The sequence below is a fragment of the Pseudomonas sp. 1L-C-7-B-C1 genome (genome assembly GCF_057291635.1).
In genome coordinates this window covers 40331-53118 of the sequence record NZ_JBXAWH010000002.1, presented here as the reverse complement: position 1 = coordinate 53118, position 12788 = coordinate 40331, and the positions used below count along the sequence as shown (strand labels likewise).

Sequence of the window (12788 nt, the reverse complement as noted above, 5' to 3'; positions counted from 1 at the left end):
GCCATGGCCAAAGAAGGATCGGTAGCGCCCAAAGAACGCATCAATGTCACCTTTAAGCCCGCGACGGGTGGTGCGCAGGAAGAGATCGAGCTGCCGCTGAAGCTGCTCGCCATCGGTGATTACACCCTGCGTAAAGACGAGCGAAAAGTCGAAGAGCGCAAGCCCATCAGCATCGACAAGATGACGTTTGACGAGGTGCTGGCCAAGCAGGATCTGAGCCTCACGCTGAGCGTGCCGAACCGTCTGCAAGAGGGTGAAGGCAATGAAGAGTTGGCGGTGCAACTGCACGTCAAATCGATGAAGGACTTCAATCCCGCCTCGCTGGTGGATCAGGTACCCGAACTGAAAAAACTCATGGAACTGCGCGACGCCCTGGTGGCGCTTAAAGGACCGTTGGGTAACGCGCCCGCTTTTCGCAAAGCCATCGAAAGTGTCCTCGCCGATGACGAGTCCCGCGGTCGCGTGCTCGGCGAGCTCGGTTTGAATGCCGCCGCCCAGGACACCTGAGTCCATCCCGCCAAGGAGCCAATATCATGAGTACGACACCATCGCAGCAGCAGAGCAGAGCGTCCGGCGAGCTCAGCATTCTCGACAGCATCATCGCCGAAACCCGTCTGCCTCGAGATGAGGATGCCTATGGCATCGCCAAGCGCGGCGTGTCGGCGTTTATCGAAGAGCTGCTCAAACCGCAAAACGCGGGTGAGCCGGTCAAGAAGGCAATGGTTGACCGCATGATTGCCGAGATCGACGCCAAGCTCGGCCGCCAGATGGATGAGATTCTGCACCACCCGGCCTTCCAGTCTCTGGAGTCGTCCTGGCGTGGACTGCAGTTGCTGGTAGAACGGACCGACTTCCGCGAGAACATCAAGATCGAAATCCTCAACGTATCCAAAGAGGACTTGCTGGAAGATTTCGAAGATTCACCCGAAGTCATGCAGGCCGGGCTCTACAAACATATCTACACCGCCGAGTACGGTCAGTTCGGTGGGCAGCCGGTAGGGGCGATCATCGCCAACTACTTCATGTCCCCGAGCTCGCCAGACGTGAAGCTGATGCAGTACGTCTCCAGCGTTGCCTGCATGTCTCATGCGCCGTTCATTGCCGCTGCTGGCCCCAGGTTCTTTGGCCTGGAAAGCTTCACGGGCCTGCCAGACCTGAAAGATCTGAAGGATCACTTCGAAGGCCCGCAGTTCGCCAAATGGCAGAGTTTCCGCCAGTCGGAAGACGCCCGTTACGTTGGTCTGACGGTGCCGCGTTTCCTGCTGCGCAGTCCGTACGACCCGGAAGAGAACCCGGTCAAGTCGTTCGTCTACAAGGAAACCGTTGCCACCAGCCATGAGCACTATCTGTGGGGCAACACGGCGTACGCTTTCGGTACCAAGCTGACCGACAGCTTCGCCAAGTTCCGCTGGTGCCCGAACATCATCGGCCCGCAGAGCGGTGGCGCGGTCGAAGACCTGCCTCTGCACCACTTCGAGAGCATGGGTGAAATCGAAACCAAGATCCCTACCGAAGTATTGGTGAGCGATCGTCGTGAATACGAGTTGGCGGAGGAGGGGTTCATCTCGCTGACTATGCGCAAGGGCTCAGACAATGCGGCGTTCTTCTCCGCCAGCTCGGTACAAAAGCCGAAGTTTTTTGGCACGAGCGCGGAAGGCAAGGCGGCGGAGCTGAACTACAAGCTCGGCACACAGCTGCCGTACATGATGATCGTTAACCGTCTTGCTCACTATTTGAAAGTCCTGCAACGCGAGCAGCTGGGTTCGTGGAAAGAACGCACCGACCTCGAACTGGAATTGAACAAGTGGATTCGCCAGTACGTAGCCGACCAGGAAAATCCGAGCGCGGAAGTCCGTGGTCGTCGTCCGCTGCGTGCCGCGCAGATCATCGTCAGTGATGTGGAGGGCGAGCCCGGCTGGTACCGCGTCAGCCTGAACGTGCGCCCGCACTTCAAGTACATGGGCGCCGATTTCACCCTGTCGCTGGTGGGCAAGCTGGACAAAGAGTGAAGGGATACAACCCATGACTGGATACGGCACCCTTTTCGAACGCCTGGGTGGCGACGCAGGCAAGCGCGTCGGCTGGAGCCCCGAAGACTCTGCCACGGCTTCGGTGGCCGCCCATCTGGCCAAGATGCTCAGTACGCGGGCGGGCAGTGTTCAGACGCTTTGCGACTACGGGCTGCCGGATCTCAATGACATGAGCTTGAGCCTTCATGACGCTTTAACGAAGGCGCGGCTCGCCATTGAAGTCTTCATCGAAACCTACGAGCCACGCCTGAGTCGTGTCCAGGTCACCGCACTTCGCCATGACGGCGATCAGCTTCGGCTCGCCTTCCGTATCGAAGGGCTGCTGCAGGTTCAGGGCTTCAAGCGTCAGGTCACTTTCGCCGCACGCGTGGAGGGTGGCGGTCAGGTACAGGTCAATCACAGGAAAGCCTGATGTCGGGAAAACCCGCCGCTCGTGGTTGCACCTGACGTCATAAGGCGCCAGCAGGCAGTTTTCCGCAACGCGCACTCTTGAATCAAACAGCTCCGCTCGAAGGTAAAACCATGTCCTTTAATCACTACTACCAAAGCGAACTCACCGCACTTCGCCAGTTAGGTCGTCGATTCGCCGAGCGTAGCCCGGCATTGGCGCCTTTTCTGGGGCAGGCCGGTCGGGATCCGGACGTGGAGCGGTTGCTGGAAGGTTTTGCCTTTCTGACCGGACGCCTGCGCCAGAAACTCGATGACGAGCTGCCTGAGCTCACTCATTCGCTGATGCAGCTTCTCTGGCCCAACTACATGCAACCGCTGCCCGCCTTCAGCATTCTCCAGTTTGACCCGTTGAAGCTGGCCGCGCCTGCGCTGAGGGTCGAGCGCAATACGCCGGTGGACAGTGTGCCGATCGATGGCGTGCAGTGTCGCTTCCGTACCTGCTATCCAACCGACCTCCAGGCGCTGGGTCTGGTTGCGCTGACGTATTCGGTCAAGGGGGACGGCTCGCTGTTGAGCTTGCGTCTGGAAGTGAATGGCGAAGGCCATTTTGGCGAGTTGGAGTTGAGCCGGTTGCGGCTGCATTTTGCTGGCGAGCGCTACATAAGCCAGATGCTCTATCTAAGCCTGCTGCGGAATCTGGAGTGTGTCGAGCTGGTACCGCTGGACTCGGACGGCAACCCCCTGCACGGCGTCAACGGCACGCCCATGGCGTTCAGAATGCCTGGCGATCGTATCCTGCCCGTGGGTTTTGCCGAGGACGAAGCGTTGATTCCATATCCGCTGAATACCTTCCGCGGTTATCGCTATTTGCAGGAGTACTTCGCCTTTCAGGACAAGTTCCTGTTCGTCGACGTGACCGGCCTCGACCTGCTTGCCGCATTGCCAGAAGACACGCTCAAGCAAGTGCGCGGCCTTGAATTGCGTTTCGACATTCGCAAAAGCGACGTCCAGCGTCTGCGTCCCACGCTGGAAAACGTGAAGCTGCATTGCACGCCGATCGTGAACCTGTTCAATCACGATGCCACGCCTATCCGCCTTGAGGGCAAACAGGATGAGTACCTGCTGATGCCGGCGCTCTACGCCCCGGAAAACTGCGGCGTGTTTTCGGTCGAATCCGTGATCGGCTGGAAGCCCGGCGGCTTGGGTTACGAGACGTACGTGCCGTTCGAATCGTTCGAACATGACCCTAGTTTCGATGTGCCTGACCGCCAACCGCATTACAGCATTCGCCAGCGTTCGTCATCGCTTCACGATGGCCTCGACACCTACCTGAGCTTTGGCATCCGTCCCACTGAAGCATCAGAAACGCTGTCGATCGAGATGATGTGCACCAACCAGAATTTGCCGCGCAAGCTCAAGTTGGGTGACATCTGCATTGCCTGCGAACAGACGCCGGAATTTCTGACCTTCCGCAACATCACCCCGGCCACACCGTGTTATGCGCCGCCCCTGAATCAGGACTTCCTCTGGAAGTTGATCAGCAACATGTCGCTCAACTACCTGTCCCTCGCCGACGTCAACGCGTTGAAGGTGATCCTCGAAACATACGACCTGCCGCGCTATTACGACCCGCACGCCGCAAAGGTCAGTGAGCGCCTGCTGGGCGGACTCAAGTCGATCCGGCATCAGCATGTCGACCGGCTGCACAGAGGGTTGCCGGTACGCGGGTTGCGCACCGAACTGACCATCGATCCGCAGGGCTATATCGGGGAGGGCGATGTGTTCGTGTTCGCCTCTGTTCTCAACGAGTTTTTCGCGCTTTACGCCAGCCTCAATTCGTATCACGAACTGCGCGTAAAAAGCACACAGGGAGAGGTGTACCAATGGACACCCCGTATGGGCCTGCAGCCCCTGCTTTGAGCGGGCTGACCCAAGGTATACGCGAATACTCGCTGTTTCAGGCCGTTTTGCTGGTCATCGAGCGACTGCGCGCTGCACAGCCGCATCTGAACGATGACGACTTGTACGACCAGCTGGAATTTCAGGCCAACCCGAGCCTGGGCTTCCCAGGCAGTGATGTGGACCGTGTGGAGTTTTTTGAAGAATCCGGGCTGATGCGTGCACGCCTGCGCTTCAACCTGCTGGGGCTTGTCGGGTCTGGATCACCCTTGCCGGCGTTCTACAGCGAGCAAGCCCTGGGTGACAGCGAGTCGGGCAATCCTACTCGCCAGTTTCTCGATCTGTTTCACCATCGCCTGCATCGGCTGATGCTGCCGATCTGGAAAAAATATCGCTACCGCGCGCGCTTTGAAAGCGGCGCGATCGATCCGTTTTCGTCGCAGTTGTTCGCGTTGATCGGACTGGGCAGCGAGGACATTCGAAGTGCACGAGAGCTGAACTGGAAGCGACTGCTGCCGTACCTCGGTTTGCTCAGCTTGCGCGCGCATTCGGCAGCGCTGATCGAGGCGGTGCTGCGTTACTACTTCAAACACGCAGAACTGACGATCGAGCAATGCATGGAGCGTCGCGTGGAAATTCTCGAAGAGCAGCGCAACAGTCTTGGCCAAGCCAACAGCCAGCTAGGCGAGGACCTGGTGCTTGGCGAACACGTTCGCGACCGCAGTGGCAAGTTCCGCATTCACATTCGAGAGCTTGCCTGGCAGCGTTTTCACGAGTTCCTGCCGATTGGCGCGGGTTACCAGCCGCTGTGCGCATTGGTGCGATTCACGCTGCGTGACCCGCTTGCTTACGACGTTCGCCTGGCGCTGCGTCAGGACGAAATTCGCGAACTGCGCCTGGCCGAGCAGAACGCGTGTCGCCTGGGATGGACCAGTTGGCTGGGCCGCGAACGCGCGGACGGCGTGGTAACCCTGGCCAGCAAATCACTAAGGACAGCCGGATAATGAGTAACGTCAACCTGCAACAACTTATTCAGGCCCTCGACGCCGAAAGCCGTCGCGACCTGGAGCACGCCGCTGAACACTGTGTGGGACGCGGCGGTAGCAAGGTCCTTGTCGAAGATCTTTTGCTGGGCTTGCTGGAGCGCCCGCAGGGCCTGCTTTCTCGAGCGCTGCAGGATGCCGATGTGGACGCGGGTGAATTCCGCGCGGCGCTGCAGATGCGGGTGGAAAACAGCGCGTCACGCAACCCGGTATTCGCACCGGAACTGGTGCAGTGGTTGCAGGACGCTCTGCTGGTGTCCAACCTCGAATTGGGCCAGACCCAGGTTGAGCAGGGTGCGTTAGTGCTCGCGCTGTTGCGCAACCCCATGCGTTACGCAGGCAGCCGGTATCAGGCACTGCTGGCCCGCCTGAATACGGAGCGACTGAAAGCTTTCGCCTTGTCGCAGCGGGAGCATTCCGACAGGACGAAGCCCGGTGCGGCCGGCGAGTCATTGCTGGCGCGCTTCACCCATAACCTCACCCAACAAGCGCGAGACGGCAAACTCGATCCGGTGCTGTGCCGTGACGAGGCCATTCGGCAAATGGTGGATATTCTCGCTCGACGGCGGAAAAACAACCCGATTGTCGTGGGTGAGGCCGGCGTTGGTAAGACGGCGATCGTTGAGGGGCTGGCGTCGCGCATTGCCGCCGGTGAAGTGCCCCATGCAATAAAGGGCGTTGAGCTGCTGTCGCTGGACATGGGCCTGCTGCAGGCCGGCGCCAGCGTCAAAGGGGAGTTTGAGCGTCGCCTCAAGGGAGTGATCGACGAGGTCAAAGCGTCGCCCAAGCCGATCATTTTGTTCATCGACGAGGCCCACACCCTGATCGGGGCCGGGGGTGAGGCGGGTGGTTCCGATGCAGCCAATCTGCTCAAGCCGGCACTGGCGCGCGGTGAACTGCGCACCATTGCTGCGACCACCTGGTCCGAGTACAAAAAGTATTTTGAAAAAGACCCGGCGCTCGCCCGTCGCTTTCAGCCAGTGCAGCTGCTCGAACCGACCGTTGATGAAGCGGTGACTATTCTCCGTGGCCTCGCGCAGGTCTACGAGCGAAGCCACGGCATCTATTTGCGTGACGATGCAGTGGTGGCCGCCGCCGAGTTGTCTGCTCGCTATCTGGCTGGCCGGCAGTTGCCGGACAAAGCCGTTGATGTGCTCGACACGGCGTGCGCCCGCGTTCGCATCAGCCTCGCTGCCGCGCCGCGAAGTCTTGAGCGTCTGCGCAGCGAACGGGCTAAAGGCAGCCGTCAGCGTCATGCGTTGCGACGCGACGCAGAAGCCGGTTTGCCCATTGATCTGCCCGCACTGGATGCGCTGGAAGACCGTCTGCGCGCTGCGGACGAAGAAAGCCGTGCTCTCGAATCTCTCTGGTCCGAACAGAAAGGGTTGGCCAAGCGACTGCTCGATCTGCGTCAGCGACTGGCGCTAGCGCGTGATCGGGCAAAAGGTGAACAGAACGTTACCGTTGCGGAAGGTACCGAAGGTGCTGCGATCGACAACCGGTCCATCGATCAAGCGCAAAGTATCGAAGACCTGCAAGTCGAGCTCAACGAGACTCACCGCGCTTTGACTCAGGCGCAGGCCACAGAGCGGCTGGTGAGCTTTGAAGTGTGCCCTCGGCTTGTTGCCGAAGTGATCAGCGCCTGGACCGGCGTGCCCTTTGCGCAATTGGCGCGAGAACACAACGCCAGGGTCGCCAGCTTTGCCACTGACCTGCGCGCCCGCATCCGGGGTCAGGAGCCGGCTGTTCACGCCCTTGATCGTTCAATGCGCGCGACTGCTGCCGGCCTGAACAAAACTGACGCACCGGTCGGCGTATTCCTGTTGGTCGGACCGAGCGGGGTCGGCAAGACCGAGACAGCGCTGGCCCTCGCCGACTTGCTGTACGGCGGCCAGCGGTTCATCACCACCATTAACATGTCCGAGTTTCAAGAGAAGCACACCGTCTCGCGTCTGATTGGCGCGCCACCGGGTTATGTCGGTTATGGCGAGGGCGGCATGCTCACCGAAGCGGTGCGGCAGAGGCCGTATTCCGTGGTCCTGCTCGACGAAGTCGAAAAGGCTGACCCGGACGTTCTGAACCTGTTCTATCAAATCTTCGACAAGGGCGTGGCCAACGATGGGGAAGGGCGGGAGATCAACTTCCGCAACACGCTGATCCTGATGACCTCGAACCTTGGAAGCGACCTCATCAGCCACCTCTGCGCCGACGGCGCGCGTCCCTCTGCGCAGGTGCTTGAGGAGCATCTCCATCCGGTTCTCGCGCGACATTTCAAACCGGCGCTGCTCGCACGGATGCGCGTCGTCCCGTACTACCCGGTGAGCGGGTCTGTGTTGCGCCAGCTGATCGAGATCAAACTGAAGGGTCTCGGTGAGCGTTTGAACCGCCGTCAGTTGGCGTTCACCTTTTCCGAGGCGCTGGTCGATGAACTGTTTGAACGCTGCAGCCAGGGCGACAGCGGCGCACGTCTGATCGACCACTTGCTGGAGCTTCACGTTCTGCCGCAGGTGGCTGACCGGCTGCTCGACGCCATGGCCGCAGGCCAACGTCTCACATCGGTGCACGCAACGCTTGATCATGGCGGCGCCGTGACCTGCGAGTTTGCCTGAGATGGGTGCCATGTTCCGACAGGTGCCACAGCCGCTGGCCTATGCCGAAGTGTTGCTGGAGCAGTTCACTCGCCTCGCACGTGCTGCAGACGATGCTGCACTGCTGGGCGGCCTTGTGGTCGGACTTGCCGAGTTGAGCGGGTGCGAGCTGACCCAGCTTTATCTGCTCGACGCGACACACACGAGTTTGGGCATGACGGCCGAGTGTCTTGAGGGCAGCGTGCAACCCCGTGGGGCACACAGCCTCCCAGCCGATTACAACGGCGATCAACTGCTGCAGTTTGCGTTGTGCCAGAACCGCATTGTGTGCATTGCCGATTTGCCAGGCAGCCTCCACGAAACCAGCTTCCTGCCGACCAGGGCGGCGCCCTGGCAGTCGCTGCTGTGTGTACCCATCGTCAACGAGCAAAAGACGGTCGAAGGCTTGCTCGTTTGCGCAAGCAGTCGACACCTTGAGCTACAGGCCTTTGCCGACTCCCTTGGCCGACTGGGCGCGTTCGTGCTGAGTCAACTGCACCTGCTCCACCGCTTGAGACGACGCGTCGATGATTCGCATCCGGTGCGCGTCAGCGTGCCAAGCATCAGCGCCTACGGATTGATCGGCAAAAGCGCGCCAATGCGTCAGACCTGTTCGATGATCAGCAAAGTCCTGCACAGCCCCTACACCGTACTGCTGCGCGGGGAGACGGGCACCGGCAAGGAAGTGGTGGCCCGTGCCATCCATGACTATGGTCCGCGCCGCTCCCAGCCCTTTATCGTGCAGAACTGCGCGGCACTGCCCGAAAGCCTGCTGGAAAGCGAGTTGTTCGGCTATTGCAAGGGGGCATTCACGGGGGCTCTGCGCAATCGCGCCGGACTCTTCGACGCAGCCAACGGAGGCACCCTCTTGCTCGATGAAGTCGGCGACATGCCGATGTCGCTGCAGGCCAAGCTTCTGCGCGTACTCCAGGAGGGAGAGATCCGTCCACTGGGTTCCAACGACACGCACAAAATAGACGTGCGCATTCTGGCAGCAACCCACCGGGATTTGGCAGCAATGGTCAGTGAGGGCACGTTTCGCGAGGACCTCTACTACCGTCTTTCGCAATTCCCTATCGAGCTGCCCGCCCTGCGCCAGCGCGGCGATGACATCGTTGATCTGGCCCGTCATTTTGCCGACAGGGCCTGCGCATTTCTACAACGGGACGCTCTGTGCTGGTCCGACGCAGCACTCGATCATTTGTCCGGTTATGCCTTTCCCGGCAACGTGCGCGAGCTCAAGGGGCTGGTCGAGCGCGCCGTTCTGCTGTGTGAAGACGGCGAATTGCTTGCCGAGCATTTCACCCTGCGCGCGGACGTTGTGCCTAAACGAGCCCGCCTGGACCTGCGCGAACGCCTTGAGCAGGTCGAGCGCGCCTTGCTGCTCGACTGCCTGCGCAAAAACCAAGGCAATCAGAGCCTGTCGGCGCGTGAGCTTGGCCTGCCCAGGCGCACGCTGCTGTACCGCCTTGGACGCCTCAACATCAATCTGGGTGACGTCAATGCGTAAGACAAACCGCCCGGTTCCCTGCTCGCTTTCCATAGCGCCCACTGTCGGAGCCTTGCGCTCACTTCTGGAGATCCCCTGATGTTTGCTCGTCACCGGCAAGCCGTTCTGCTGACCCTTGTTCTTCTCTGTGGCCTGTCGGGTTGCAGCGGCAATTACACGTTCAACGACAACACCTATCGCCCTCTGGGTGATCCGCAGGCGGTCAACCGCGGTAACTGACCGTAAGGAGCATCACCATGGAACTGGTTTTTGAAATGCAGAGTGCCCGGCAATTCGTGCCGGCGGACCTGTGCCAGAAGACCTTCAGGCAGGCGGGTGGCGTGATCGGACGTGGCGCCGACTGTGATTGGGTCATTCCCGACCACAATCGGCACGTGTCCCACCACCACGTCACGATCAGCTACTGCGATGGCGGCTATTTTCTCACCGACACCAGCAGCAACGGCGTACTGAGTGGGGAGAGCGGGGCGCGGCTGCCCAAGGGCCAGGCCGTGCGCATTGAGCACGGTAGCCGGTATGTACTGGGCGATTTCGACCTGCGTGCGCGACTCATGGGGGACCCGGCCTGCGTTGACGGTGTCGTGGGCCGTGCGCAGGCGGCCGGCAGCATCATCCCGGACGACTCGTTTCTGGACCTCGACCCGCTGACTGCGCTCGACCAGCAGGAGCGCGTCCACTCGGACATCGACGAGCTGATTTCGCCAGGTGCCGTCATCAAGGACGGCCAACAACGCGCTGACTATGCCCGGGTGGAGATGGACAGCCTGCGCGTACCCGAGCTGGTTGCAGATCCAGCAGCACAACCCGCGGCGCCTGCTGCACCCACGCCCGCAGCGTTTGAAGTCGAGCACCAGGACGATGATTTCTGGACCCGGTTTGCCGAAGCGCTGGGCATCGAATTCGATGAGCTTGACCAGGATGCCCGAGAAGCGCTGGCGCTCAATGCCGGTCGTTTACTCAGGCAGTGTGTCGGCGGGCTCCAGCAAAACCTGCACACGCGGAGCGAGCTGAAAAATGAATTGCGACTTTCCCAGACCAGCGTGCCGGGCGCTCAGCGCAACCCGCTGAAATCAGCTGTCGATGCCGGCGAAGCGCTGTCGGCGTTGTTGCGACCTGGCAAGCCCGGGCAGTTACCGGCTGAGGTCGCGGTCACTCGAGCATTCCATGACGTGCAGGTGCACCAGGTGGCCCTGCTGGCCGCCAGTCGCGCAGCCATTCGCGCGACGCTGGAGCATTTTTCTCCGGAGCAACTCACTCTGCGGTTCGAGCGCGACAACCCGCCACTGCTCGCAACCTCCGGCAGTCGCTGGAGAGCATTTGGCCGTTATCACCAGGCGTTGCGTCAGGACAATGACTGGAGCGAGCGCCTGCTGGCGCGAGACTTCGCCCACGCCTATGAAGAGCAAATTCGTCTGATTTCCACCCTCCACACGGATCACCGGGGATGAAGCCCATGTTTCGCCGCTCAACTGTATTTCCACACACGCTGACTGCGTTGATGGCCCTGCTGATGCTGGCAGGTTGTTCGACGTTTTCGCCGTTTTCACACCTGACCAAACTCAATCTCAGGCTCACGGCCAGTGATCAGCTGAATCCCGATCTGAATGGCCGTCCGTCACCGATCGTGGTGCGGCTGTACGAACTCAAGCATGCGGTAGCCTTCGAGAATGCTGACTTTTTCAGCCTGTATGAACGGGCCAAAGAGTCCCTGGCCCCGGACATGGTCGCCACCGAGGAGCTTGAGCTGCGTCCGGGCGAAACAGTCGAGCTCAAGCTCAGTGTGCAGAAGGGCAGTCGCTACGTCGGCGTGGTCGCAGCGTACCGCGACCTGTCACAAAGCTCGTGGCGCTCCACGCTTTACCTCGCGCCGCAAACCGCTACCGAAGTGGACCTGACCCTTGACGACAGCGGCATTCACCCCTCACGCCAAGAGCTCGCCGAGGCGGTTGACCAGCCATGAACGCCCATAAAGTCATCTGGCAGGAGGGCATGTTGCTGCGCCCTCAGCATTTCCAACACAACGACCGCTATTACGACCACCAGCTGAAAATGCGCACTCGGTTAATGGGTGGCTACGCCTGGGGATTCCTTACGCTGGAGATCGACCTGCAGTTTCTCAACATGGGCAAACTGGTGATCAGCCATGCTACCGGCATCTTCCCGGACGGCAGCCTGTTCGAACTGATCGGCAATACGGAGTCGTTGGCGCTCGACGTACCGCCCAATACCTGCAACATGCCTGTCTACCTGGCGTTGCCGTTGGTCACTGGCAATCTCGTGGAGGCGCGGCGACCGGAGCAGTCCGACGTGCTGGCCCGTTACACCGCCTATGAAGCGCAAGTCGCCGATTCAAACGCGGGCGATGACGCAGCGTGTCAGGTCAGCTGCGGTCGTCCGGATTTCAGATTGCTGCTGGGCGAACAGCAGAGCGATCACGCGTACGTGAAGCTGAAAATCTGCGAGGTGCTCGACACCAGCCCTGACGGCGTGGTCAGCCTCGCTCGGGATTTCATACCCACCTACCTGCAGTCCCACGCTTCCAGTTATCTGCTGTCGTGCTTGAAGGAAGTCATCAGCATGCTCAGTCACAGGGGCGACAGCATTGCGGAGCGTATTCGCTCGAGTGGCACGGTAGCCGGCGCGGAAGTGGGGGATTTCATGATGCTTCAGCTGATCAATCGTGCCGAATTGCTGCTGCGTCACTACCTCGGCCTCGAGCATGTGCATCCGGAAGAACTCTACCGCGCGCTGCTGACGCTGCTGGCCGATCTGGCGACCTTCTCGAGTGACAGCAAGCGCCCGCGGCTGGACAGCCGCTATCGGCACAGCAATCAAGGGGAGTGCTTTCGCAAGGTGATGGAAGCGCTTCGGCACATGCTGTCGATGGTGCTGGAACAACACGCCATTGAGCTGGTGCTGCAGCCGCGCCAATACGGCATCACTGTCTCGCCGCTGCACGATCGCACGCTGCTGGGTTCGGCCTCTTTTGTATTGGCGGCGAGTGCCCATTGCGACGCTGAGGAACTGCGCCATCGTCTGCCCGCGCATTTCAAGGTTGCACCGGTGGAGCGAATCCGCCAGTTGGTGAACCTGCACCTGCCCGGAATCAAACTCACCCCGTTACCGGTGGCGCCGCGGCAGATTGCGTTCCATTCGAAAAAAACTTACTTCCTCCTCGAACTCAGCTCCGAGGACCTGGAGCAGCTCGAGCGTTCCGGCGGTTTCGCGTTCCACGTGTCCGGTGAGTTCGCCGAGCTCGAGCTCAATTTCTGGGCCATCAGGAACTGAC

General features: G+C 60.5%; 11 protein-coding genes. All 11 read left to right on the top strand.

The window, feature by feature from the left end; all coding sequences use genetic code 11:
* The first annotated feature begins 3 nt into the window (after positions 1-3).
* The 11 genes from tssB (at position 4) to tssK (ending at position 12787) form a co-directional block, all read left to right on the top strand.
* Positions 4-507: a type VI secretion system contractile sheath small subunit gene (gene tssB / locus AC0Z8Z_RS03395; protein ID WP_172611804.1), complete on the top strand. Its 504-nt coding sequence runs from the start codon at positions 4-6 to the stop codon at positions 505-507.
* Positions 508-533: 26 nt separating this feature from the next.
* Complete coding sequence (gene tssC, locus AC0Z8Z_RS03390) at positions 534-2009, top strand: type VI secretion system contractile sheath large subunit (RefSeq protein WP_485617886.1); 1476 nt, start codon at positions 534-536, stop codon at positions 2007-2009.
* 13 nt (positions 2010-2022) lie between these two features.
* Positions 2023-2442 carry a type VI secretion system baseplate subunit TssE gene (gene tssE, locus AC0Z8Z_RS03385; protein ID WP_485617885.1) on the top strand — a complete coding sequence of 140 codons (420 nt, stop codon included), beginning with the start codon at positions 2023-2025 and terminating at the stop codon, positions 2440-2442.
* 110 nt (positions 2443-2552) lie between these two features.
* Positions 2553-4340, top strand: a complete 1788-nt coding sequence (gene tssF / locus AC0Z8Z_RS03380) for a type VI secretion system baseplate subunit TssF (protein ID WP_485617884.1) — start codon at positions 2553-2555, stop codon at positions 4338-4340.
* Positions 4304-5323 carry a type VI secretion system baseplate subunit TssG gene (tssG, locus tag AC0Z8Z_RS03375; RefSeq protein WP_485617882.1) on the top strand — a complete coding sequence of 340 codons (1020 nt, stop codon included), beginning with the start codon at positions 4304-4306 and terminating at the stop codon, positions 5321-5323. The genes tssF and tssG overlap by 37 nt, the downstream gene beginning before the upstream one ends.
* Positions 5323-7971: a type VI secretion system ATPase TssH gene (gene tssH / locus AC0Z8Z_RS03370; protein ID WP_485617880.1), complete on the top strand. Its 2649-nt coding sequence runs from the start codon at positions 5323-5325 to the stop codon at positions 7969-7971. The genes tssG and tssH overlap by 1 nt, the downstream gene beginning before the upstream one ends.
* Before the next feature lie 10 nt (positions 7972-7981).
* Entirely contained in the window at positions 7982-9499 is a 1518-nt protein-coding gene (locus AC0Z8Z_RS03365) for a sigma-54 interaction domain-containing protein (protein WP_485617879.1), read from the top strand.
* Between the two features lie 78 nt (positions 9500-9577).
* Positions 9578-9718 carry a type VI secretion protein gene (locus AC0Z8Z_RS03360; RefSeq protein WP_485617877.1) on the top strand — a complete coding sequence of 47 codons (141 nt, stop codon included), beginning with the start codon at positions 9578-9580 and terminating at the stop codon, positions 9716-9718.
* Between the two features lie 17 nt (positions 9719-9735).
* On the top strand, positions 9736-10947 hold the full coding sequence (gene tagH / locus AC0Z8Z_RS03355) for a type VI secretion system-associated FHA domain protein TagH (protein ID WP_485617876.1): 1212 nt from the start codon (positions 9736-9738) through the stop codon (positions 10945-10947).
* Between the two features lie 5 nt (positions 10948-10952).
* A complete protein-coding gene (gene tssJ / locus AC0Z8Z_RS03350; protein WP_172611813.1) occupies positions 10953-11459 on the top strand; it encodes a type VI secretion system lipoprotein TssJ in 507 nt (168 codons plus the stop codon).
* Positions 11456-12787 (top strand): type VI secretion system baseplate subunit TssK, encoded by a 1332-nt coding sequence (tssK, locus tag AC0Z8Z_RS03345; RefSeq protein ID WP_485617875.1) that lies wholly within the window; start codon positions 11456-11458, stop codon positions 12785-12787. Before tssJ ends, tssK begins: the two co-directional genes overlap by 4 nt.
* Position 12788: the final 1 nt, after the last annotated feature.